The sequence below is a fragment of the Flavobacterium facile genome, assembly GCF_036321945.1.
Taxonomy (GTDB): Bacteria; Bacteroidota; Bacteroidia; order Flavobacteriales; family Flavobacteriaceae; genus Flavobacterium; species Flavobacterium facile.
In genome coordinates this window covers 72,727-95,850 of sequence record NZ_JAZAYT010000027.1, presented here as the reverse complement: position 1 = coordinate 95,850, position 23,124 = coordinate 72,727, and the positions used below count along the sequence as shown (strand labels likewise).

Here is a 23,124-nt window from a genome sequence, read left to right as displayed (position 1 = left end):
AAAACTTCTTGATGTTTTTCAAGAAGTTTTTTTTTTTTACTTAAATAAAAGTTTTATTTTATTTTTTGGTAATTTTTTGTTTTTAAAATATGTGAGGCCGTTTGATAAATCGCTATGTTTTCTTTCTTTAATTTCTCATCTATTTTTACTTTTGGTTTCTCTTCGTAAAGAATAGAATAATTTGCACCAAGTACTTCGTTTTTTTGTTGAATTAAATCAAATTGTTTAATTTTTTTTACTGGTGAAATGATAGTTAAAATATCATTACTAATATAACCTAAATCTTGATAAGTAGCTATAAATGCTCTAGGTTTATAAGTGGATAACAACACATTTTGACCAAAAAATTTCGATTGATAATCAAAGTTTAATAAACCTAAAACGGTTGGCATTAAGTCAATTTGCGAAACCAATTTATCCATTTTTTGTGGTTGAATAAATCCAGGTGCATAAACAAAAGCAGGAATTCTGTATTTGTCCATTGGTAATTCTGTTTTTCCTGAACTTGAAGCGCAATGATCGGCAACAATTACGAAAACGGTATTTTTAAACCAAGGTTGTTTTTTAGCCATTTCGAAAAATTGTTTCAAAGCATAATCGGTATACATTACACCACCATCTCTAGATTTAGCCGTTCCTGGAATACTAATTTTTCCTTCTGGATAGGTAAATGGTCTGTGATTACTAACCGTCATCCAATGATTAAAGAATGGTTTTCCTGTTTTTGCTTCTTCATTCATAATTTGAATGGCTTTTTTAGCCATATCTTCATCGCAAACGCCCCAAATATTTGAAAACGAAATTTCGTTAGGTTTTAAACTCGATTTATCAATTATATCATACCCATTTCCTCCAAAGAAATCTTGCATGTTATCAAAATACGCATCGCCTCCATATAAGAATTTTGAAGTATATCCTTTTGAATTGAAAACACTTCCAATACTAAACTTATTTTTATTGTCTTTTCTTTTCACCACACTTTCACCAGGAGTTGGAGGTAAAGAAAGTGTTACGGCTTCTAAACCTCTAACAGTTCTGTTTCCTGTAGCATACAAATTCGTAAAGAATAAACTTTCTTCTGCAAGTTTGTCTAAAAAAGGTGTGATGTTATTTGAATTGCCGTAGTGTTTCATAAACTCGGCACTTAAACTTTCTACTGTAATTAAAACTACATTTTTTTTATGTTCTTCACCATTTGAAGTAATATGTGTGATGTTATGTTTGTAATTAATATGTGTTACAGATTCTAATTCAGCTAATTGAGATTCTGGAATTGTTTCGTAAAATTCAAAATAATCTAATTCACTATTGGTAAATGCTTTGTGAAACTTCTGTAAACCATTACTTTGTAGTTCATTAGCGTAAACATTACTACTATTTTGTTGAGAAGAAATTTTCGGAATAAAAAACAAAGCGCTAAAAAACAAAACAACCTGTAGCGCAACAATTTTTAATTTATTTGGAAAATCAGGTAAGTTTTCTAAATACGATTTTGATTTTTTAATAATAAAATAAGTTGAAGTAAATGCTATAATTCCAACACTTGCAAATAAGGGAACAACAGGATAAGATTCCATAATATTTCCAATTACTGCATTGGTGTAAACCAAATAATCTACAGCAATGAAATTATATCTAACTCCAAATTCATTCCAAAAGAAGAATTCACTAACGGCATTTTGAATGATTAACAAAATAAAAAAAAAGATTGTTAATGAGAATAGTGCCAAACGAATTTGTTTTCTATATTTTTCTGTGAATAGCAACGCTGCAAAAAACAAGGTTTTTAAACCCACAAAAGCTAAACCAATTTCTGGCAAAACTCCTCCATATTCACTTAAAATACTCTTTCCGGAAGCGATGTAAACTAAAAGAGCTACAAAAACACCAAGAATAATAAAGCCATAAGGTTTTTTAAATTTGGAATTGGATAAAAAGATGAGATACAACCACAAAATGGAACCAATAAGTATAAAAATAAAAAAATCTGAAAGGAGTCCAAATCCGAATATTTTAATAATCTCTAATCCCGTAAATTTACTTTGTGTAATTGGGTGAAATAATAAAACTAATCTCGTTAAAAAGCTGATAATTAAATAAAATATTGCTACATTTGTGTAGACAATATGGTGTTTTATAAAGGTTTTCATAAAAAATAAATTATATTGTCAAATGTACAGATTTAAGTTAGATTAACATTTTAGAAACATTATAAATTAAAAACTAAGTATTATGAATGACGCACATTTACACATGGTAGTAAACCATTTTCCAATTATTGGAACCATTTTTGGTTTAGGAATATTAATTACCGGAATAGTTATGAAAAATTCGGTGATTAAAAACGTGGCTTATGTTCTTTTTATTGTAGCTGCAATTTTTGGACTAGTTAGTATGTCAACTGGCGAAGGAGCGGAAGAAATAGCTGAAAATTTACCATCAGTAACCGATCAAATTATTCATGAACATGAAGAAATGGCAGAAAAATTAGCTTTAGTTTTATATATATTAGGTGGAATTTCTATTTTAGGATTATATACAAACTTGAAAAATCATGCAAAAGCTAATTTAATTTCTTATTTAGCTTTAGTTGTTGCATTAATTGGTGTGTTTTTAGGTAAACAAACTGGAACAACTGGAGGAGAAGTTCGTCATACAGAAATTAGAGAAAATACTAGTAATAGTAATGCTTCAGAAGCAAATTCTGCTGTTGAAAACACAGATGATAAAGATTAAACAAATTATAAAATTTCAAAATAATTTGTTTAATCAAAAATAATCACCATATATTTGCACATCAATAAAAACAAAAATGTTTACAAACTCTTTACATCATATCCATCATCTTTCCCACGCTCAAGCGAGGTAATTTTGGTATGTGTGTAAAACAAATATAAATTACAAACCCGTTTGAGTCAAATCAAGCGGGTTTTTTTATTCCTTCTCTTTTGGCTCAAACTCAATTTTAAAACAAAATGAGTAAATTAAAAATCGCCATTCAAAAATCAGGTAGATTAAATGAAGAAAGCATTCAATTGCTTAAAGACTGTGGAATTTCTATTTATAATGGAAACGATCAACTTCGTGTAACCGCTTCTAATTTTCCTTTAGAAGTTTATTTTCTAAGAAATTCTGATATTCCTCAATATCTAATTGACGGTGTGGTAGATATTGCCATCGTAGGTGATAATTTATTAGTCGAAAAAGGAAAAAACATTCAAATTGCAGAAAAATTAGGCTTTTCAAAATGCAAAGTTTCTGTGGCAGTTCCTAAAAACTTCACGTATAATTCCATTCAAGATTTAAACGGTTTGCGAGTTGCAACTTCTTATCCAAACACAGTGAACCAATTTTGCGCAAAAAATGGAATTGAAGTGGATATTCACCAAATTTCTGGTTCAGTTGAAATTGCACCAAACATCGGACTTTCAGATGCTATCGTAGATATTGTTTCAAGTGGAAGTACACTTTTCAAAAACGGATTAAAAGAAGTTGAAGTCATTTGTTGGAGTGAAGCAGTTTTAGCGGTTTCGCCTTTAATTTCTGAAGAAGCTAAATCCATTTTAAATAAATTGCAATTCCGAATTCAAGCGGTTTTACGTTCAAAAAAATCGAAATATATTTTAATGAATGTACCTAATGAAAATATTAAAGCCGTTTCAAACATTTTACCAGTATTAAAGAGCCCAACTGTTGTACCTTTAGGAGAAAGTGGTTGGAGTAGTGTGCAATCTGTTATTGATGAAGAACAATTTTGGGATGTAATAGACAAACTAAAAGAAGCTGGAGCAGAAGGGATTCTAATTTGTCCAATTGAAAAAATGGTATTATAAATTTTTTAAAAAAATCATTTCGCTCTTTGCGGTTAAACCAAACAAAATGAAAAAAATAAACAACCCAACAAAAAATACTTGGTCAGAAATTTTGAAACGACCAACACAATCCTTTGCTGATATTGAAGAAACGGTAAAAGGAATTTTTAAAGAAATCCAACAAAAAGGCGATGTTGCCGTACAAAAATATACGTCTTTATTTGATGGAAGCACTTCAGAAAACAGTTTAGTTTCTAAAGAAGAAATGGAAGTAGCAAATGCTTTAGTTTCTAAAGAATTAAAAATGGCAATTGATGTAGCTTATAACAATATTTTTAAATTCCACGAAGCGCAAAAAGTACAAAAAATAGAAGTTGAAACAATTGAAGGTGTTTTGTGTTGGCAAGAAAAAAGACCTATTCAAAAAGTAGGTTTGTATATTCCAGGTGGTTCCGCGCCTTTATTTTCAACGGTTTTAATGTTGGCGATTCCTGCTAAAATTGCAGGTTGTTCTGAAATTATTTTATGTTCACCGCCAAATAAACAAGGGAAAATTAATCCAGCTATTTTATATGCTGCCAATTTGTGTGGTGTAACCAAAATTTTCAAAGTTGGTGGAATTCAAGCCATCGGAGCCATGACTTTCGGAACAGGAACCATTCCTCAAGTGTATAAAATATTCGGACCAGGAAATCAATTTGTAACCGTTGCCAAACAAGTAGCCACGCAATTTGGTGTTGGAATTGATATGCCAGCCGGACCAAGTGAATTGTTGGTTTATGCAGATGAAACGTGTATTCCAAGTTTCGTAGCATCCGATTTATTAAGCCAAGCGGAACATGGATCGGATAGTCAAGTCGTTTTAGTTACAACAAGTAATGAAGTTTTAGAAGCTGTTGAAAAAGAAGTGTTTTCACAATTAGAAAAATTACCTCGTAAGGAAATCGCTGCTCAAGCTATTGAGAAATCGAAATTAATTTTTATAGAAAACGAACAGTTAGCTTTAGAGTTAATCAACGAATATGCTCCAGAACATTTTATTATTTGTTCTAAAAACGAAGAATTCTTCATTAACGGAATTCAAAACGCAGGTTCGGTTTTTATTGGTAACTTCACTCCAGAAAGTGCGGGCGATTATGCTTCAGGAACCAATCACACCTTACCAACAAATGGTTTTGCTAAAACCTATAGCGGTGTGAATTTAGATAGTTTTATGAAATCAATGACCTTTCAGAAAATTACAGAAAAAGGCATTCAGAATATTGGGAAAAGTATTGAAATAATGGCGGAAGCCGAAGGTTTACAAGCGCACAAAAACGCAGTAACACTAAGATTGAATAAAGTAAATTAATATATTATTCTGACAATGGAAAAGTATGTAAAAGAAACGAAAATGGATTTAGATAAATTAATTAGAAATAACATAAAAACCATGCAATCCTATTCTTCTGCTCGTGATGAGTTTCAAGATTATGAAGAAAAAATGATTTATTTAGATGCGAATGAAAATCCAAATGAAAATGGTATCAATCGCTATCCAGATACACAGCAAAAATCGGTTAAAAAATTGCTTTCTGAAATTAAAAAAGTATCAAAAAATCAAATATTGTTAGGAAATGGAAGTGATGAAGTGCTAGATTTATTATTTCGTGCATTTTGTGAACCTAATAAAGATAATGTAATCACGTTGCCACCAACTTACGGAATGTATGGCGTGTTAGCGAATTTGAATGCTATAGAGAATAAAGAAGTTTTACTTAATGATGAGTTTGAACCGAATATAGAACAAATTTTATCTGAAGTTAACGAAAATACTAAAATTATTTTTCTGTGCTCGCCAAACAATCCAACTGGAAATTCATTTTCAGATGAAAGTATCGTAACTTTACTTAAGAACTTCAATGGTTTGGTAGTCTTAGATGAAGCATATATTGATTTTTCTTCGAAAGAAAGTTGGCTAACTGAAATTAACGATTATCCGAATTTGGTCATTTCTCAAACCTTGTCAAAAGCATATGGAATGGCTGGAATTCGATTAGGTATTTTATATGCATCAACTGAAATTATAGCGGTTTTAAATAAAATTAAACCTCCATATAATGTAAATATTTTAACCCAAAATAAAGCATTAGAGAAGTTAGAAAATACAAAAAAAATAATTAAGCAAGTATCTGATATTCAAATAGAAAAAGAATTTTTATTTAAACAGTTACTTCAGGTTAAATTTATTGAAAAAGTATATCCGTCTGATGCAAATTTTATTTTGATAAAAGTAGATAATGCGAACAAAAGATATCAGCAATTATTAGAAAATGGTATTGTGATTAGAAACAGAACTACACAACCTTTATGCGAAAATTGTTTGCGAATTACTATCGGAACATCAGCTGAAAATTTAAAATTAATCAACACCTTAAAAGTAGTATAATGGCAAAGAAAGTATTATTTATCGACCGAGATGGCACAATGATTAAAGAAGTATCCGATTACCAAATTGATGCTTTTGATAAAATGTATTTCTATCCCAAATGCTTATCATTCTTAGGTAAAATAGCTAAAGAATTAGATTATGAATTGGTTTTAGTTACAAATCAAGACGGATTAGGAACGGATATTTTTCCAGAAAGTACGTTTTGGCCAGTACACAATTTCATTATGAAAACGTTTGAAGGTGAAGGCGTATTTTTCTCAGAAGAATGCATCGACAAAAGTTTTCCAAAAGAAAATTCTCCAAACAGAAAACCTGGAACCGGAATGCTAACTAAATATTTTTCAGAAGCATACGATTTGAATAACTCTTTCGTAATTGGCGACAGATTAACCGATGTAGAATTAGCTAAAAACTTAGGTGCAAAAGCCATTTTCATCAATGATAACACCAATTTAGGAACCGCTGAAATTTCTCTGAATGAAGCACAAATTGCAGAAACAATTGCCTTTGAAACTAACGATTGGCAAAAAATATACGAATTCTTAAAATTAGAAAATCGTTCAGCTTCCATTATCAGAAAAACAAATGAAACTGATATTTCTATTGCTGTCAATTTAGATGGAACTGGAAAAAGTAATATAAACACAGGTTTACATTTCTTCGATCACATGTTAGATCAAATCGCACGTCACGGACAAATGGATTTAGATATTCAAGTGAAAGGCGATTTACAAGTCGATGAACACCACACTATTGAAGATACTGCTATTGCTTTAGGTGAGGTTTTTGCCAAAGCTTTAGGGAATAAATTAGGAATAGAACGTTATGGTTTTTGTTTGCCAATGGACGATTGTTTAGCACAGGTTGCTTTAGATTTTGGTGGAAGAAACTGGTTGGTTTGGGAAGCCGATTTCAAACGTGAAATGATTGGTCAAATGCCAACGGAAATGTTTTATCACTTTTTCAAATCGTTCACTGATGGTGCCAAAGCGAATTTATACATCAAAGCAGATGGAACCAATGAACATCATAAAATTGAAGCCATTTTTAAAGCTTTCGCAAAATCGATAAAAGTGGCAGTAAAACGAGATGTTCAAAAGATGATTTTACCAAGCACAAAAGGAATGCTATAAATTTTGTTTTAAGTTTCAAGTTGTTTTTTGCATAAAATTAACTTGAATCCTGAAACCTGAAACCAAAAAAAAATGAAAATAGTTATAATAGATTATGGCGCTGGAAATATACAAAGTATCCAATTTGCTGTAAAAAGATTAGGTTTTGAAGCTGTTTTGTCTAAAAATCCAATCGAAATTCAACAAGCGGATAAAGTCATTTTTCCTGGAGTTGGCGAGGCGAGTAGTGCGATGAAAATGCTTGTAGAAAGTGGTTTAGATCAACTTATTCCAACATTAACACAACCTGTTTTAGGAATTTGTTTGGGCATGCAATTGATGTGTAATTCTTCTGAAGAAGGAAATACCAAAGGCTTAGGGATTTTTGAAACGAATGTTGTCAAATTTTCAAATGCTGTCAAAGTACCACAAATGGGTTGGAATACGATTTACAATTTGAAATCGGAATTATTCAAAAATATTAATGAAAACGAATTCATGTATTTAGTTCATAGTTTTTATGTTCCGAATTCAGGTTTAGCGATTGCGAATACAAATTATGAGCTAGAATATGCTTCAGCTTTACAAAATAACAATTTTTATGGCGTACAATTTCATCCGGAAAAAAGCGGAAAATGGGGCGAAAAAATAGTAGAAAACTTTTTGAATTTATAAAATGAAGAACAATAAAATAAGAATTATACCAGCAATTGATATCATTGATGGAAAATGTGTGCGATTATCAAAAGGAAATTTTAAAACAAAAATTATCTATAACGATAATCCACTTGATGTTGCGAAATCTTTCGAAGATCATGGAATTGAATATTTACACTTAATTGATTTAGATGGTGCAAAAACCGGCAAAATAGTGAATCACAAAGTATTAGAAGCTATTGCAACTAAAACCAATCTAAAAATTGATTTTGGTGGTGGAATTAAAACAAGTGGTGATGTAAAAATCGCTTTTAATTCAGGTGCCAATCAAATTACAGGAGGAAGTATTGCTGTTAATGATGCTGAAAAATTTATAAAATGGATTGAAAGATTTGGTGCAGATAAAATGATTTTAGGTGCCGATTTTAATCCATATGAAACAGGTGCGAAAATTGCCATTTCAGGATGGAAAAAAGAATCTCAAGAAGATTTGTTGCCTTTCATTTACAACTATTTGCAAAACAAAATTAGTTATGTAGTTTGTACAGATATCAGTAAAGATGGAATGTTAACAGGTCCAAGTTTTGAAGTTTATAAACAAATTTTGGAACACTGTAATACAGAAGAAAACACAAATCATATCAAATTAATCGCTTCTGGTGGAATTTCAGAATTTGACGAAATCCCTAAATTAGCCGAATTAGGTTGCAAAGGTGTGATTATCGGAAAAGCGATTTATGAAGATAGAATTTCGTTAAAACAGCTTGAAAACTATATAATTTCTAAATAATATGCTGACTAAAAGAATCATTCCATGTTTAGATATTAAAAACGGAAGAACGGTAAAAGGAGTAAATTTTGTCGATTTAATTGATGCTGGAAATCCTGTAGAATTAGCTGAAAAATATTCGGAAACTGGCGCTGATGAATTGGTTTTTCTAGATATTTCAGCAACGGAAGAACGAAGAAGTACGTTACTAAATTTAGTTCGAGAAGTTGCGGAAGCCATAAATATTCCATTTACGGTTGGAGGCGGAATTAATTCTGTTGAAGATGTTGAAAATTTACTTAAAAACGGAGCAGATAAAGTTTCTATAAATTCATCAGCAGTTAAAAACCCGGATTTAATTAACCAATTGGCACAAAAATTTGGGAGTCAATGTGTAGTGGTTGCAATCGATGCCAAACGTATTGACGGAATTTGGAAAGTGCATTTGGTTGGTGGAAAACAAGCTACAGATATTAATTTATTCGATTGGGCAGTGGAAGTTGCGAATCGTGGAGCTGGTGAAATTTTATTCACTTCAATGGAAAATGACGGAACCAAAGACGGATTTGCCAATGAAGCTTTACATACGATTTCACAATTAGTAAATATTCCAATTATCGCATCTGGTGGCGCTGGAAATATGCAGGATTTTGCAGATGCTTTCGAAAAAGGAAATGCTGATGCCGCTTTAGCAGCCAGTGTGTTTCACTTCGGAGAAATAGAAATCCCAGAATTAAAGCAATTTTTGAAAGAACAAAACATACAAGTAAGAATATAACAAATAATACAGATTATTAAAATTTTAGAAATTTCTCCAATCTGCGTTTAAAAAATCAGCATAAAACAAATAAAAAACTTAGCGACTTAGCGCCTTCGTGGCAAATTATTATGAAAATAGACTTTACAAAAAACAGCGGATTAATTCCAGCGATCATACAAGACAATGAAACTAAATCGGTTTTAATGTTGGGTTATATGAATCAGGAAGCTTTAGATACGACATTAGAAACTCAGAAAGTGACCTTTTTCAGTCGTTCTAAAAACAGATTATGGACAAAAGGCGAGGAAAGTGGTAACTTTTTAAACCTAGTATCTATTAAAAACGATTGCGATAATGATACGCTTTTAATTCAAGTCAATCCTGTTGGACCAACATGTCACACGGGTTCTGATACGTGTTGGCAAGAAGAAAATAATTCGAGTTATAGCTTTCTTTCAAAACTAGAAAACACGATTCAAGAACGAAAAGAAAATGCGACTTCAGAAAAAAGTTATGTCGCTTCTTTATTCGAAAAAGGAATGAATAAAATCGCTCAGAAAGTTGGTGAAGAAGCCGTAGAAGTTGTCATTGAAGCGAAAGATAATAACGACGATTTATTCTTATCAGAAAGCGCTGATTTACTGTTTCATTATCTTATTTTGCTACAAGCTAAAGGTTTTAAATTAAATGATGTGGTGGAAGTTTTGAAAAGTAGAGAGAAATAAAAAGTTGGCAGTTTTCAGTTTTTAGTGTTTCGTTTTTTTTATATTTACATAACTATTCAACACAAAACCTTTTAAACTCTTAACCTTCAAACTTATAAACTAAAATGAGATTTCATACCAGAAAATGGGTAAAACCCGAAGATTTAAACGCAAACGGAACCTTATTTGGAGGGCAATTATTAGCTTGGATAGATGAAGAAGCCGCTTTGTATTCCATCGTACAGTTGGAAAATCCGAAAGTAGTTACGAAATACATGAGTGAAATCAATTTTATGAGCGCAGCTAAACAAGGCGATATTATTGAAATCGGTATCGATGTAGTGAAATTCGGAAAATCTTCATTAGTATTAAAATGTGCGGTTCGAAACATGATGACGCGAGATATAATCATTACGATTGATAATATCACGATGGTGAATTTAGACGAAGACGGAAAGTCAAAACCTCATGGAAAAACGCAAATTGAATTTATTGAAGATCGATTAGGAGGTTCTAAATAATTTTTTTAGTAACGTCAGTTCGAGTGTTTTTGTGAAGTGAAACGAAACAAAAATGTATCGAGAACCTTTTTTTCTATATTTATATCTCAATAAAATGCAAATAAAACTTCATCATTACGACTTAAAATTAAAACACAATTTTAAAATATCTCGTTTATCGTTTGATATAAAACCCACGTTAATTGTAGAATTAATTAGCGATGGGATTTCTGGTTTTGGTGAAGCTACTGAAAACGCATATTACGAATTAGATACCTACAAAATTGCTGCTGATATTACTGAAATTATTCCGATAATTGAAAAATCAGGAAACTTTTCTCCAGAGGAATTTTGGAATACTTTAAACCCATATTTATCTCATAATCGATTCGCGTTATGTGCTTTAGATATTGCTTTCCACGATTTATTTGCTCGAAAAAAAGGTAAAAAATTATATGAATTATGGAATTTGTCCATCGAAAAAAATCCATTAACAAATTATACGATTGGAATTTCAACCATTGATAAGATGGTTTCAAAAATGAAGGAAATGCCTTGGCCGATTTATAAAATCAAACTAGGAACTCCAAACGATATTGAAATCGTAAAAGCGTTACGAAAAGAAACCAACGCCATTTTCCGTGTTGATGCGAATTGTGGTTGGACAGTCGAAGAAACCATAAAAAACGCTATTATTTTAAAAGATTTAGGTGTAGAATTTATCGAACAACCTTTAAAAGCGGATGATTATTTAGGGCATGCCGAAGTGTTTAAACATTCTGTTTTACCCATAATTGCAGATGAAAGTTGCATCGAAGAAGAAGATGTTTTAAAATGCCATAACTATTTTCACGGTGTCAACATCAAATTGATGAAATGTGGTGGAATTACACCAGCTTTACGAATGATTCATCAAGCTAAATCGCTTGGATTGAAAACGATGGTCGGCTGTATGACCGAATCAACTATCGGAATTTCTGCGATTGCACATTTGTTACCGTTTTTGGATTATGTAGATATGGACGGCGCTTTATTGTTAGAAAAAGATATTGCAACCGGAGTTTCAATTGATTTTGGAAAAACGGTTTATAGTGCCGAAAACGGAACAGGAGCGAGGTTAATTAGCCAATAAATCAATGAGACAATTAGCCAATTAGGTTGATGTATCAATTAAATAATCTCTGTAAATCAGTGAAATCTGTGTTTAAAATACTATTTTTATAATTCAAATATACTTAAGAACATGCTAACAAAATCTACTTTTGAATTTTTAGACTTACTAACCAAAAACAACAACCGAGATTGGTTTACCGAAAATAAAAAACGCTTTGAAACCGAAAATAACTTAGCAAAAGCTTTTTTTACAGAAGTATTTTCAGAATTAGAAAAAATCGATAGTTTAGAAAAAATGCAAGTGTTCAGAATTTATAGAGATGTGCGTTTTTCTAAAGATAAATTACCTTATAAAAATCATTTTTCTGTTGGTTTTTCAAGAACTAAGCCTATGCTTCGTGGTGGCATGTATTTGCATATTGAAAACGACGCCAGCTTTGTTGGTGGCGGATTTTGGGAACCTAACAACGAAGATTTATTACGAATCCGTAAAGAATTAGAATTAGATGCTTCCGATTTAAGAGAAATTATCGGAAATGAAACTTTCAAAAAATTCTTCGGAACGTTACAAGGTGAAGAATTAAAAACGGCTCCAAAAAACTTTGATAAAACACATCCAAATATTGATTTGATTAGAAAAAAACAATATTTATTGACGAGAAAATTTACAAACAAAGAAGTCTTATCACCAAATTTTAAAGAAGAAGTAATCGCCACTTTTGCTGCGATGCGACCATTTTTCAATTATATGAGTGATGTGTTGACTACCGATTTAAATGGGGAAAGTTTGTATTAGTTTTTTTCAAAACGAGTTATAGAATTCTTAATTTTTAAAATATAAGCGCCAGCTTGTAACTGAGTAACATTTATGTGATTAGTCTCAAATTTACCTTTTAATACTTCTTTTCCAGTTGTGTCAAAAATTTGAAATTCTTCTAAAATTTCATCTGTTAATATATTTAATAATTCTGTAGTAGGATTTGGATAAATGGTATACGTTTTTTTTTGATTTGTTGGTATTCCTAATGTTGAAATTGGAATACTAGAAACTTGCCCACCAACAGTTGAAATAAAATAAATTGTATCATTATAAATAGTTATTCCATTTGGCCAAGAACTTGAAGTTAGTGAAACAAAGTTTACGAATTGATTACTATTTAAATCGTAATATGAAATTTTATCTGCTTGACTTTCACATAAATAACAAATATTATTTTCGATTACAATTCCAGAGACATAATTTAAATTTTGTAAAATTATATTCAAACTATTATTTATAAGATTTATTTTATATAGTTTATTTGTAGTATTTGATGTAAAATATAAGTCATCTCCTTGAAGATTAAAATAATTAGGCTTATAACCAGTTAAATAGTCAGTTTTAATACCATTTGATAAGTTTATTTTAACAATTTTTGAATCTACATACTGACCAACATATAAAAAGTTGTTTTTAATGACCATTGGGCCATAAATGTCTGTGACTTCAATTGGAGTAGTGTCAGTAGCTAATAAATTTATTTTATAAATATGACTTGTTTGCTCTGTGGCAATAAATAAATCATTATTATGTAATAATAATTGCGTTGGATTACTTGTTAAAACTCTAAAAACTTCTGGAGATTGTGAGCTATTTCCAGTTACAGGGTATTTATAAATTGTTTTATTCGAAAAAGAACTAAAATAAATATTGTTTTCAAAAACTACTAAATTAGTAATTCCATTATTTAATCCACTAAGTAAATTAGTTACTTGTGAATTTCCAATTGTAAAACAAAATAATAATAATGTTAAAAATTTAATTTTCATAAATACTTGATTTAAAGTTAATTTAAAAATTTTGAAAAAATTAGTATAACCATTTACTAGAAATTTTTTTCGAAAAATTATTTTGTTTTTAATACTTGAAATTCAATCCCAAAACATATAGTAGTTATTTTTTCTTAATTCAAAAATAGAAGTGAATACAACTACAAATAAATACAAAAAAATATGTGTTGCTAATTTAAAACAAACGTATTTAATTGTAAATCAATGATTAAGATTTATATAAAAGCCATTAATATTGGAATAATTAATATTATCATTAAAAAAAATCCTTTGCAGGAAAATTCATACTACGATATTTGATCAAAATTGAGAACTATTGTTTTCTTTACGTATTATAGTTCTTTCTCTTCGGCATTATAAAATTAATGAATTCGCATATTTTAATATTAGCCAAGTGTCAGTAAACTAATAAAGATAGTGCAGTTCAACAATTAAATATTCATAAGCTGTTTTCATCTTCTGCAAATAATTTAAATTTATATATAAAAGTAAATTAACAAGATTTGGAGGGATTCTATTCGTAATGAATATATCTTGTTTTTCAGATGAATGAGACTATTAAGCAATTAATAAAAAATGAATTTACAAAAAAATTTATAATTCCTGTATGAATTTTTAAAAAAAAATAAATAGTTTTATTTATAAAGTTTAAGACGAAATAAATAGATAAACTAAATAGTTGAAGTACAGTAAATTACAAAGGCTGTACATATTCCAAATCGTCCAAATTCGCTTTCGACATGAAAACGCCATAGTTCACAGAAACTTTGTTTTTCTCAATTTTTTCAATTGTTCCAATAGCTTTTCCGTCTTTCATTCGAACTCTATCACCAACTTTTAAAACTACAACTGGTTTTTCTGGAACCAATTTGGCCTTAATTTTCTTTTCTTTTTTCTCGATACGAATTTCTTCTACCTTAACTTTGACTTCTTCAATGACTTGTTTTTCAACAACTTCTTTGATTTTTTTCTCTTTAGCAGATATTTTTTTACGTTTCGAATTTTCAATTTCTACGACTTTTAAGAAATCGCCAATTAAAGTCTTTTTATCTTTATTATTGAAGTATTTCTCAGCAATATCATCAATTTTTTGACCCATGTAAATCAAACGCTGATTCGCATCGTACAATTCCTGATAACGTTCTAATTTATCTTGAATTTTACTATTGATAGATTCCATTTTCTTGCTTTCTTCACGCGCTTTGGTTTCTTCTTCTTTCAAGGAAACCGAAGTTTTTTCCATTTTAGATCGCTCTTTTTGTAAAGTCGCAATAGTTTTATCAAAACGTACTTTTGTACCTTCAATTTTCTTTTTCGCACGATTAATCAATCCGTACGGAATACCATTTTTTTGTGCGACTTCAAACGTAAACGAACTTCCTGGTTGACCTAAATGTAATTTATACATCGGTTCCAAAGATTTTTCATCGAATAGCATGTTGGCATTACTAGCAAAAGGCAATTCGTTAGCTAAGATTTTTAAATTCGTATAATGTGTCGTAATAATTCCGTATGCTTCTCGGTCGTAAAATTCTTCTAAGAAAATTTCCGCTAAAGCACCACCTAATTCTGGATCGGAACCTGTACCAAATTCGTCAATTAAAAATAAGGTTTTATCGTTACATTTCTTTAAGAAATAATTCATATTCTTCAAACGATAACTGTACGTACTCAAGTGATTTTCAATAGATTGATTGTCGCCAATATCTGTTAAAATTCTATCAAATAAAAACGTTTCGCTTCGTTCATGAACCGGAATTAACATTCCGCATTGCAACATTAATTGCAACAAACCAATGGTTTTTAAGGAAATGGTTTTTCCACCAGCATTCGGACCAGAAATCACAATGATTCGGTTATTGCTTTCTAATTCAATGGTTTGCGGGAAAGTGGGTTTGTTTTCGGCTTTGTTATTTAAAAGCAAAATAGGATGGAAGGCTTCTCTAAAAAACAAACGCTTTTCGTCATTAATTTTTGGAAGAATTCCGTTGATTCTATTCGCATATTTTGCTTTTGCGGCAATCACATCAATATCGGAAAGGAAATCTTGATATTGTGCAATTAAGTTCGCATAAGGTCTGATTGTAGCAGAAAGCACGCGTAAAATTCGCATAATTTCTTCACGTTCTTCAAACTCTAAATTGTTTAATTCTCGAGAATAAGTTAAAGTTGTTTCTGGTTCGATATAAGCAATACTTCCCGTTTTAGAATTTCCTAAAATAGAACCTTTTACTTTTTTTCGATACATCGCTTGAACCGCTAAAACCCTACGATTATCTACAACAGTTTCCTTAATATCATCCAAATAACCTAAAGAATTAAAGTGCGATAAAGCCATTCCAAAACTCTGGTTGATTTTACCTCGAACTACATTAATACTTCTTCTAATATTGACTAAATCAGGAGATGCATCGTCTTTAATTTCACCGTATTTATTAACGATTTCTTCAATAGATTTCGTAATAAAAGGTGTGAACTCAATTTCTGCTGATTTCTGAAATAATTCGGGATAATATTCCTTGAATTTCTTTAAAAATTTCAAGTATTCGTTGGTAGATTTACTTAAATCTAATATCTTTTTTATTGCGGCTAATTCTAGAAAACTATCTTCAATCGCTAGTAATTTCAAGTCACTAGTTACCGTTTCGAAACCATGATTAGGTAAAGCATTATTGTTGGTAAACGAAGAAACATATTCATTCGTATAAGCCAATTCTGAAAACAAGATTTCTTTACTTTTAAAGGGCTGAATTTGAAGTGCTTTTTCCATTCCAATTTCTGTATTGCATCGGTCAGAAATGGTTTGTAAAATGGTATGAAATTCTAAATCTTTTAGTGTTTTATCGGTAATTGAAATCATTGTGTAATTCTAGTATATTCGCAAAGTTACAAAAGATAAAGTTTTTATATTTGTAAAAACTATAAATATGCTTTATAAAGATATTGATTTTTCTTGGAAACCATTTTTTGAAATAGAAACTCAAAAAGATTATTTTTTAAAATTGATGCAAGATGTTGAAAACGAATACAATAATTCAACTTGTTTCCCACCAAAAGAACTAATTTTTCATGCATTTGAAAAATGTAAATTAGACGATTTGAAAGTAGTAATTATTGGTCAAGATCCTTATCATGGTGAAGGTGAGGCGAATGGTTTGTGTTTTTCGGTAAATGATGGTGTGAAAATCCCGCCTTCGTTAAAGAATATTTTTGCTGAAATTAATTCCGATTTTGATTCGATATTTTTACCAACGAATGGAAATTTAGAACGTTGGGCGGAACAAGGAATTTTACTTTTAAATGCAGGTTTAACTGTTAGAAAAGATGAAGCGAACAGTCATAAACACTTAAAGTGGAACTTATTTACAGATAGTGTAATTAGTTATATTTCAGAAAATTACGAAAATGTTGTTTTTATGCTTTGGGGAAGTTTTGCGCATAAAAAAGGTTTGAAAATTAATAGAGAAAAGCATTTGGTTTTAGAATCAGGACATCCATCTCCATTAAGTGCGAATAGAGGTTTTTGGTTTGGAAACAAACATTTTAGCCAAGCGAATGACTATTTAAAAGCTATTGGAAAAACCCAGATTGACTGGTAAGTTCGGGTTCTTGTAAATCTAAAATACTCAATACTTCTTCACCTAAAAACGGTCCACCTGGATAACGTGCCGTGTAATCTAAATTTAGCCAAATTTTACCTCTTTCGTCGCGATGAAAATAAATGGTTTTGTGTTTAGATTGTTTTGGAAATAACTCACTACTAATTAAATAGGTAGCAATTTCCAGATCTTTTGCGGTTCCAATTAATAATTCTGGATACATATGTTTTCCGGTATGAATTAATCGCATACTTCCTCCAATAGATTTAATCGCTGAACACATTAAAATAGCATGATCGTCGCAATCTCCAGAAAAATAAAGTAAACTTTCACTTCCGCTAGCAAAATATTCTTGACCTTTTGGATCGTTTACATAATTCCAACGCGCATTTATCTCTTTAAAAACGGCAAAATATTGAATTAATTTTCGATTCGCCACATAATTAGGAGTTTTTGTAAAATGCTTGTTGATAGCAAATAGCGCAAAATTTCTGACTTTCGAATTTAAAAAATCGACACTTTCATAAACTCTAGTTTTGTTTGGAAAAGGTTTCAATGTTTTTTGCTCTAAAACTGCTTCTTCTTTTTGCATTTGGTCGCTTAAGAAAATAATTTTATAGGCATTTATGACTTGAAAAAGCGTGTAGTTTCCTTGTGTAGAAGCAATTAAGAAGATTATAACATAAAGTGAAATGGAATATGCTAATTTCTTTCTGAATACTTTTAAGATAAAAACAAACAGTGATAATAAAACTAAAAAAATTAAGATTTTATCAATTGGAATTTCTGCATCAAAATAAAAAATATTTTTTCTAAAATAGATGAAGATAGGAATACAAATTAAAAAAGCTAAAGTTATAATACTGACATTTTCTCTGAGCTTATTTGCTGTAAGCCAAACGGAAATTTTATCGAAAAGAGATTTCAGAGAAAATGTCATTTTTTTATAACGAGAATTCGAATTTTTTATTGAATTCAAAAGTAGTTAAAATTTGTGCCAGAACTTAACTTGATTGCTTGTTTTATGCTTTTTTTACGATTTGAGTAAAATCAGCTTTTTTGGAAATGATATTTAACTCGGAAAGTTTATTTTGAACTTTATCGAATGTTTTCTCCTCTAAATTTTTCTGACTCCATTGTGTTTGCGTCAACCATTGCTGAATATCCTCTAATTTTTGGTTGTATCTTGTCGCTAAAGTTCTGTCGATACTCGGAATTTGCTTGAATTCTTCAGTAGTTGCATTAATGATATCTAAAATTAACCCAACAACCGATTTATTTTCAGCTAAAAACTCATTTCTAACTGCAATAACAAAGCAGGGCCAAGGCGTTGGACATTCGCCAACACGTTTGAAAGTTCCATCATCAACTAAAGGTTTTGTAGTATATTTTTCCCACATGAAATAATCTGATTTTCCTTCTGATAAACTAGAAATAGCACCATCTAAGTTGTTTACAATTTCGAATTTAATATCTGATGTATTCCAATTATTTTTCTCTGCATTCACAATACTCATCAAATGTGAACCAGAACCAAAACGACTAATAGCAGAAACTTTATTTTCTAAATCGGAAATAGTAGTGTAATTCGCTTTTCCATCTACGTGAATTCCCCAAATTAAAGGCGATTTCACATAAACTTGCACTATTGAACTGTGTGGGTTTTCAGTTAAATCTTTGATAATTCCTTCAGTTAAAATAACGGCAATATCTGTTTCGTTATCACGAAGCATTTGACACATTTTTCCGGTTCCTTCTGGAACATCTGTCCATTGTAAATCGATTCCAGCTTCATTAAATTCTCCATTTTCAATACACATTTGCCATGGTAAGTTGAAATGTTCTGGTACACCTGCTATTTTTACTAGTTTCATTTTTAGTTTAAGAGTTTAGAAGTTTAAAAGGTTAAATGGTTTTGTGAATAGATTATTTTGAAAGCTTTTGAATACAATTTTCTCTAATTGCCCAAATTTCTTCAAAAGTTTTATTTTGATTGGTTTCAATAATCCAATTTTTTAAATATTCTTTGTGATAATTAACTTTATATTCTGCAACTTGTATTGGTTCTATTTCGATTTCTTCTAAAATATCATTTTCAATTTTATTATAAAAAGACTCTGATGTTGTTACGTCTAAAGGAATTCCATTAATCTTTAAATAACAATGCGCTTCAGGAATGAAATTAACTTGATTTTCTGATAGTAAAGGAAAAATTTTTGAAGTATTTTCTTCATTCATTTTAAATATTCCAATATATAATTTCACATTTGGAATGTTATTATTATTCGCAAAATCTTTTAATAAAGCATGTTTAGAGCTACAAGTTCCTTTGTTTTCAGAAACAACTAATGAAAAATCATGACGATTTGCGTTTCTGCCGTATGGGATTTGTTTTACTTTTTCTATTAAATTCTCAAATTCTCTTTCGTTTTTTATTTCGAAAATTACTCCTTCTTGATTCTCAAAGTTAAAATCTTCTTTAAATATCATTCCAATCTTTTCAAGAACTTTAATTGAACCGATATTTTCTTTCATTGCTCTTCCAACAATTCTTTGGATTCCTAATTTGTTAAAACCAAAGTCAATACATTTTCGTGCAGTTTCAGTAGCAAAACCAATATTCCAATACTTTTTATAAAAACGAAATCCAATATCGAATTCATCTTTATCTTGATCATATTTGAGCCCACACCAACCAATAAATTTTAAACTTTTTTTGTCAATTACAGCAAGTCGACCGACACCATATTTTTCAAATTGGTCATATTCATCAAGAAATTTTTTAGCAGATTCTATATTTTTAAATGGTTGATCACCAGTATATTTCAAAACATCTGGGTCAAGGTTAAGTAAATAAAAATCTTCTGCGTCAGTACTTGTAAGGTTTCGCAAAATGGTTCTTTCAGTTTCTATGTAAAACGTTTCAATCATAAGATTAATTAATTGACTCTTTACTAATTTCTATAAAAAGGGGTTTTCCATTTGCCACCATTTCCAATTGATGCCATCTTCTGCAGTATATTCTTCCATAAATTGCATGCCATATTTTTCTAAAACATGATTGGAAGCGCCATTTTCAGCATGTGTGTAAGCATGCATCGATTCAATTTTCATTTCATTGAAACCATGATCAAACCAAGCTTTAGTAGCCTCGGAAGCGTAACCTTTATTCCAAAATTTTTCGTTTAAACGATAACCATAATCATAAAAATTAGTATTCCCATTTTCGATATGATCGTTTACAAATTTGATGCCTGTCCAGCCAATTAATTCGCCAGTTTCTTTTAAAATCGTAGAAAATCTTCCGATTCCTCTTTCTTCATATTGTTTTTGAACCATTTCAATATAGGCATACACTTCATCAATACTTTCCACAGGTTTTAACCATAAGTATTTATGAACGTTAGGATTTTTGTCCATATCAAACAATTCTTCTGCATCTGATTTTTCAAACGGGCGAAGGATTAGGCGTGGGGTTTCTATAATTAAATTCATAACTTTTATTTTAAACACAGATTTGAGAAATTTTAAAAATTAGAATAATTTCTTTAATATGTGTTGTTTTATTTTGCTTTTAAATTTGATATAACTATTCTATAGCCATCTGGATCTAAAATCATTTTCCCATTAGTATTCCAAAATGGATTTTTAGATGCAATAAAACTGATATTGTTTTTAGAAATGTTTTCAATCAATACACCATATTCTAGATTGGTTTCAGGATAAAATACTAATATATCATCTTCATTAAAATTGAATGCAACGATTTCATCTGTTTGTGTGAATTCTAAATGCCAATCTAAGTTTTGTTTTCCAACAAAAATTCCATCATAGTTATTATGATTTTCAAAACTTCCTAGAACTTCAAAACCTAAAATAGTGGTATAAAACTTTTTAAGTTTATCTAAATTATTGGTATGTCTGGCAAAGCGAAATTTCATATTTTGGTACGCTGATTAAACGGATTCGCTAAAGCGAAACGCTGATTTTACTGATTTTAATTAATTTTTTTACCTGCATTTATTAATAATTCGGAAAACTAATTTTATTGTTGCCTTTATCAGTTTTAATCTGCGTTTTACGAAGTAAATCTGTTAAATCAGCGTACCAATTTTATCCTATTAATTTATCCAAAGTATAAGCAATCAATTCATTAACTGTTTTTTCAGGATTCGAACTAAATTCACCAACTGCTCTATTGGCAATAATAGCGTTCAATGACAAACAATTATGACCTAATAATTTTCCTAAACCATAGATAGCCGAAGTTTCCATTTCTAAATTTGTCATACGCGTTCCGTTGTAATTAAAAGCATCCATTTTGCTATTTAATTGTGGATCTTGTATGTTTAAACGAACAACACGACCTTGTGGACCATAAAATCCTCCAGCAGTTCCAGTGAAACCTTTTTGAAATTTATCCGAAAAAATTTTGTTTTCTAAAGCTTCCGCACAAGGAACAACAGTTGGACGTCCTTTTCTTAAATCCCAATTGGTTTGAGTGATAAAAGCATCTTCTAATTCTGCAATCGAATGTTCTTCAATTAAATAGGAGCGAAGCATGTTGTCTAAACCAATCGCATATTTACTCATCACCCAACTGTCAACAGGAATATCCGCTTGTAAAGAACCAGAAGTTCCAATACGAACAATGTTTAAAGCAGTGTGATTTTCTTTGATTTCTCTTGTGTTTAAATCGACATTTACTAAAGCGTCTAATTCATTAAAAACGATGTCAATATTGTCTGGACCAATTCCAGTAGATTGAACCGTTAAACGTTTTCCTTTATATATTCCAGTTTCCGTTTTGAACTCTCTTTTTTGTGTCGAAAATTCAATACTATCGAAATGTTGCGTGATTTTTGATACACGTTCCTGATCACCCACAAAAATAATATCGTGCGCAATGTTTTCAGGTTTTAGATTTAAGTGATACACACTTCCATCTGGATTTAATATTAATTCTGATGATTTTATCATGTTATTTTTGTTTAAAGTTTCAGGTTTTAGGTTTCAAGTTAGTTTGTTTTAAACTTGAAACATTAAATTTGAAACAAATTAACCTCCAACTCGTTTGGTTTTGAAACCTTTGTCTTGAAGCATTTTCATTATTTTATCTCTATAATCGCCTTGAAGAATAATGGCTCCGTCTTTAAAACTACCGCCAACACTCAATTTAGTTTTGATTTCTTTGGCAAGAATTTTAAAATCTTCGTCGGTTCCTTCATAACCTTCAATGATTGTAGTCGCTTTTCCTTTACGTTTTTCGTACTTACAAATCATAGGTTCTTTTTGAACGTATAATTCGTGTGCTACTTCTTCCGTTTCTTCTGGTTCATTAGAAGGAACGTGGTCTGGGAAAAGGTTTTTTAGTTGGTCTTGTAAATCCATATTTTAGAACGCGGATTAAACGGATTCGCTATAGCGAAACGCAGATTAAAACTGATTTTTTCTATTTTTTCTTTTGTTTTCGTAAATTTTTCTTCTGAATTCTGGTTTCTTGCCAAAATTTAACAATAGTCCAACTTCACAATCTGTACCTTTTAAATAATTGAGTAATTGGCTTTCAAATTGATCAATTATGTATTCTGCAGCTTTTAATTCTAATACAACTGTATCATTTACAATTATGTCTGCATAATAATCGCCTACATTTTCTCCTTTATAATAAACTTTTATTTTTTTGTTAGGAGTTACTTCTAAACCTTTATTTTTTAATTCAATAAGTAAGGCATTTTGATAAACTTTTTCAAGAAAACCATAACCTAACTCATTATAAACTTCATAATAAGTTTTTAGAATTAAAGACGTTAATTCATTGTATAATAAGTGCATGT

The 23,124-nt window shown here is 30.2% G+C and carries 24 protein-coding genes; 13 read left to right on the top strand and 11 right to left on the bottom strand.

Features of this window, described 5'->3' with window-relative positions:
- Nucleotides 1-53: 53 nt before the first annotated feature.
- Nucleotides 54-2,150: an LTA synthase family protein gene (locus UEQ13_RS02635; protein ID WP_329804846.1), complete on the bottom strand. Its 2,097-nt coding sequence runs from the start codon at nt 2,148-2,150 to the stop codon at nt 54-56.
- An 82-nt stretch (nt 2,151-2,232) separates the two neighbouring features.
- Here UEQ13_RS02635 and UEQ13_RS02630 point away from each other — a divergent pair, with 82 nt between their 5' ends.
- From UEQ13_RS02630 to UEQ13_RS02575, 12 genes are all read left to right on the top strand, one after another.
- The gene (locus UEQ13_RS02630; protein ID WP_329804844.1) at nt 2,233-2,736 is read left to right on the top strand and encodes a hypothetical protein; all 504 of its coding nucleotides are present in this window, start codon (nt 2,233-2,235) and stop codon (nt 2,734-2,736) included.
- A gap of 239 nt (nt 2,737-2,975) precedes the next feature.
- Nucleotides 2,976-3,833, top strand: coding sequence for an ATP phosphoribosyltransferase (gene hisG, locus UEQ13_RS02625; protein ID WP_329804843.1), 858 nt, complete (start codon nt 2,976-2,978; stop codon nt 3,831-3,833).
- 46 nt (nt 3,834-3,879) lie between these two features.
- On the top strand, nt 3,880-5,163 hold the full coding sequence (gene hisD, locus UEQ13_RS02620) for a histidinol dehydrogenase (protein WP_329804842.1): 1,284 nt from the start codon (nt 3,880-3,882) through the stop codon (nt 5,161-5,163).
- Between the two features lie 15 nt (nt 5,164-5,178).
- A complete protein-coding gene (gene hisC, locus UEQ13_RS02615) occupies nt 5,179-6,240 on the top strand; it encodes a histidinol-phosphate transaminase (protein ID WP_329804841.1) in 1,062 nt (353 codons plus the stop codon).
- Nucleotides 6,240-7,376: a bifunctional histidinol-phosphatase/imidazoleglycerol-phosphate dehydratase HisB gene (hisB, locus tag UEQ13_RS02610; protein WP_329804839.1), complete on the top strand. Its 1,137-nt coding sequence runs from the start codon at nt 6,240-6,242 to the stop codon at nt 7,374-7,376. The genes hisC and hisB overlap by 1 nt, the downstream gene beginning before the upstream one ends.
- A 72-nt stretch (nt 7,377-7,448) precedes the next feature.
- A complete protein-coding gene (gene hisH, locus UEQ13_RS02605) occupies nt 7,449-8,030 on the top strand; it encodes an imidazole glycerol phosphate synthase subunit HisH (RefSeq protein WP_329804838.1) in 582 nt (193 codons plus the stop codon).
- Nucleotides 8,031-8,046: 16 nt separating this feature from the next.
- Complete coding sequence (locus UEQ13_RS02600) at nt 8,047-8,802, top strand: 1-(5-phosphoribosyl)-5-[(5-phosphoribosylamino)methylideneamino]imidazole-4-carboxamide isomerase (RefSeq protein WP_329804880.1); 756 nt, start codon at nt 8,047-8,049, stop codon at nt 8,800-8,802.
- A gap of 1 nt (nt 8,803) precedes the next feature.
- A complete protein-coding gene (gene hisF, locus UEQ13_RS02595) occupies nt 8,804-9,559 on the top strand; it encodes an imidazole glycerol phosphate synthase subunit HisF (RefSeq protein WP_329804837.1) in 756 nt (251 codons plus the stop codon).
- Between the two features lie 110 nt (nt 9,560-9,669).
- Nucleotides 9,670-10,266: a bifunctional phosphoribosyl-AMP cyclohydrolase/phosphoribosyl-ATP diphosphatase HisIE gene (gene hisIE, locus UEQ13_RS02590; RefSeq protein WP_329804836.1), complete on the top strand. Its 597-nt coding sequence runs from the start codon at nt 9,670-9,672 to the stop codon at nt 10,264-10,266.
- Nucleotides 10,267-10,370: 104 nt separating this feature from the next.
- A complete protein-coding gene (locus tag UEQ13_RS02585) occupies nt 10,371-10,766 on the top strand; it encodes an acyl-CoA thioesterase (protein WP_329804835.1) in 396 nt (131 codons plus the stop codon).
- A 94-nt stretch (nt 10,767-10,860) separates the two neighbouring features.
- Nucleotides 10,861-11,877 carry a dipeptide epimerase gene (locus UEQ13_RS02580; RefSeq protein ID WP_329804834.1) on the top strand — a complete coding sequence of 339 codons (1,017 nt, stop codon included), beginning with the start codon at nt 10,861-10,863 and terminating at the stop codon, nt 11,875-11,877.
- Nucleotides 11,878-11,988: 111 nt separating this feature from the next.
- A complete protein-coding gene (locus UEQ13_RS02575) occupies nt 11,989-12,654 on the top strand; it encodes a DUF2461 domain-containing protein (protein WP_329804833.1) in 666 nt (221 codons plus the stop codon).
- Here UEQ13_RS02575 and UEQ13_RS02570 read toward each other — a convergent pair.
- Nucleotides 12,651-13,667, bottom strand: coding sequence for a T9SS type A sorting domain-containing protein (locus tag UEQ13_RS02570; RefSeq protein WP_329804832.1), 1,017 nt, complete (start codon nt 13,665-13,667; stop codon nt 12,651-12,653). The two genes, UEQ13_RS02575 and UEQ13_RS02570, sit on opposite strands and share 4 nt — an antisense overlap.
- Before the next feature lie 715 nt (nt 13,668-14,382).
- Nucleotides 14,383-16,548 carry an endonuclease MutS2 gene (locus UEQ13_RS02565; protein ID WP_329804831.1) on the bottom strand — a complete coding sequence of 722 codons (2,166 nt, stop codon included), beginning with the start codon at nt 16,546-16,548 and terminating at the stop codon, nt 14,383-14,385.
- Between the two features lie 67 nt (nt 16,549-16,615).
- Between UEQ13_RS02565 and ung the strand changes: the two genes are divergently transcribed.
- Nucleotides 16,616-17,287 carry a uracil-DNA glycosylase gene (ung, locus tag UEQ13_RS02560; RefSeq protein WP_329804830.1) on the top strand — a complete coding sequence of 224 codons (672 nt, stop codon included), beginning with the start codon at nt 16,616-16,618 and terminating at the stop codon, nt 17,285-17,287.
- On the opposite strand, the gene UEQ13_RS02555 is transcribed toward ung, so the two are convergent.
- The 8 genes from UEQ13_RS02555 to UEQ13_RS02520 form a co-directional block, all read right to left on the bottom strand.
- A complete protein-coding gene (locus UEQ13_RS02555) occupies nt 17,259-18,227 on the bottom strand; it encodes a transglutaminase (protein WP_329804829.1) in 969 nt (322 codons plus the stop codon). The genes ung and UEQ13_RS02555 overlap by 29 nt on opposite strands.
- An 82-nt stretch (nt 18,228-18,309) precedes the next feature.
- Nucleotides 18,310-19,161: a substrate-binding domain-containing protein gene (locus tag UEQ13_RS02550; RefSeq protein ID WP_329804828.1), complete on the bottom strand. Its 852-nt coding sequence runs from the start codon at nt 19,159-19,161 to the stop codon at nt 18,310-18,312.
- Between the two features lie 52 nt (nt 19,162-19,213).
- Complete coding sequence (locus tag UEQ13_RS02545) at nt 19,214-20,218, bottom strand: GNAT family N-acetyltransferase (RefSeq protein WP_329804827.1); 1,005 nt, start codon at nt 20,216-20,218, stop codon at nt 19,214-19,216.
- A 30-nt stretch (nt 20,219-20,248) separates the two neighbouring features.
- Nucleotides 20,249-20,782, bottom strand: coding sequence for a GNAT family N-acetyltransferase (locus UEQ13_RS02540; protein ID WP_329804826.1), 534 nt, complete (start codon nt 20,780-20,782; stop codon nt 20,249-20,251).
- Nucleotides 20,783-20,850: 68 nt separating this feature from the next.
- On the bottom strand, nt 20,851-21,228 hold the full coding sequence (locus tag UEQ13_RS02535) for a VOC family protein (protein WP_329804824.1): 378 nt from the start codon (nt 21,226-21,228) through the stop codon (nt 20,851-20,853).
- A gap of 172 nt (nt 21,229-21,400) precedes the next feature.
- Entirely contained in the window at nt 21,401-22,267 is an 867-nt protein-coding gene (locus UEQ13_RS02530) for a nucleoside phosphorylase (RefSeq protein ID WP_329804823.1), read from the bottom strand.
- A 78-nt stretch (nt 22,268-22,345) separates the two neighbouring features.
- Nucleotides 22,346-22,678 carry a translation initiation factor gene (locus tag UEQ13_RS02525; RefSeq protein WP_091313569.1) on the bottom strand — a complete coding sequence of 111 codons (333 nt, stop codon included), beginning with the start codon at nt 22,676-22,678 and terminating at the stop codon, nt 22,346-22,348.
- A gap of 45 nt (nt 22,679-22,723) precedes the next feature.
- On the bottom strand, nt 22,724-23,122 hold the full coding sequence (locus UEQ13_RS02520; RefSeq protein ID WP_329804821.1) for a GxxExxY protein: 399 nt from the start codon (nt 23,120-23,122) through the stop codon (nt 22,724-22,726).
- Between the last annotated feature and the right edge of the window lie 2 nt (nt 23,123-23,124).

Bases quoted from the DNA above. Each gene is read 5' to 3' on its own strand.
- UEQ13_RS02575 (WP_329804833.1), top strand. From the start codon at position 11,989: ATGCTAACAAAATCTACTTTTGAATTTTTAGACTTACTAACCAAAAAC.
- ung (WP_329804830.1), top strand. From the start codon at position 16,616: ATGCTTTATAAAGATATTGATTTTTCTTGGAAACCATTTTTTGAAATA.
- hisG (WP_329804843.1), top strand. From the start codon at position 2,976: ATGAGTAAATTAAAAATCGCCATTCAAAAATCAGGTAGATTAAATGAA.
- UEQ13_RS02525 (WP_091313569.1), bottom strand. From the start codon at position 22,678: ATGGATTTACAAGACCAACTAAAAAACCTTTTCCCAGACCACGTTCCT.
- hisC (WP_329804841.1), top strand. From the start codon at position 5,179: ATGGAAAAGTATGTAAAAGAAACGAAAATGGATTTAGATAAATTAATT.
- UEQ13_RS02520 (WP_329804821.1), bottom strand. From the start codon at position 23,122: ATGCACTTATTATACAATGAATTAACGTCTTTAATTCTAAAAACTTAT.
- hisH (WP_329804838.1), top strand. From the start codon at position 7,449: ATGAAAATAGTTATAATAGATTATGGCGCTGGAAATATACAAAGTATC.
- UEQ13_RS02550 (WP_329804828.1), bottom strand. From the start codon at position 19,161: ATGAAACTAGTAAAAATAGCAGGTGTACCAGAACATTTCAACTTACCA.
- UEQ13_RS02555 (WP_329804829.1), bottom strand. From the start codon at position 18,227: ATGACATTTTCTCTGAAATCTCTTTTCGATAAAATTTCCGTTTGGCTT.
- UEQ13_RS02585 (WP_329804835.1), top strand. From the start codon at position 10,371: ATGAGATTTCATACCAGAAAATGGGTAAAACCCGAAGATTTAAACGCA.
- UEQ13_RS02540 (WP_329804826.1), bottom strand. From the start codon at position 20,782: ATGAATTTAATTATAGAAACCCCACGCCTAATCCTTCGCCCGTTTGAA.
- UEQ13_RS02570 (WP_329804832.1), bottom strand. From the start codon at position 13,667: ATGAAAATTAAATTTTTAACATTATTATTATTTTGTTTTACAATTGGA.
- hisF (WP_329804837.1), top strand. From the start codon at position 8,804: ATGCTGACTAAAAGAATCATTCCATGTTTAGATATTAAAAACGGAAGA.
- UEQ13_RS02635 (WP_329804846.1), bottom strand. From the start codon at position 2,150: ATGAAAACCTTTATAAAACACCATATTGTCTACACAAATGTAGCAATA.
- UEQ13_RS02565 (WP_329804831.1), bottom strand. From the start codon at position 16,548: ATGATTTCAATTACCGATAAAACACTAAAAGATTTAGAATTTCATACC.
- hisIE (WP_329804836.1), top strand. From the start codon at position 9,670: ATGAAAATAGACTTTACAAAAAACAGCGGATTAATTCCAGCGATCATA.
- hisB (WP_329804839.1), top strand. From the start codon at position 6,240: ATGGCAAAGAAAGTATTATTTATCGACCGAGATGGCACAATGATTAAA.
- UEQ13_RS02530 (WP_329804823.1), bottom strand. From the start codon at position 22,267: ATGATAAAATCATCAGAATTAATATTAAATCCAGATGGAAGTGTGTAT.
- UEQ13_RS02580 (WP_329804834.1), top strand. From the start codon at position 10,861: ATGCAAATAAAACTTCATCATTACGACTTAAAATTAAAACACAATTTT.
- UEQ13_RS02535 (WP_329804824.1), bottom strand. From the start codon at position 21,228: ATGAAATTTCGCTTTGCCAGACATACCAATAATTTAGATAAACTTAAA.
- UEQ13_RS02630 (WP_329804844.1), top strand. From the start codon at position 2,233: ATGAATGACGCACATTTACACATGGTAGTAAACCATTTTCCAATTATT.
- UEQ13_RS02545 (WP_329804827.1), bottom strand. From the start codon at position 20,218: ATGATTGAAACGTTTTACATAGAAACTGAAAGAACCATTTTGCGAAAC.
- hisD (WP_329804842.1), top strand. From the start codon at position 3,880: ATGAAAAAAATAAACAACCCAACAAAAAATACTTGGTCAGAAATTTTG.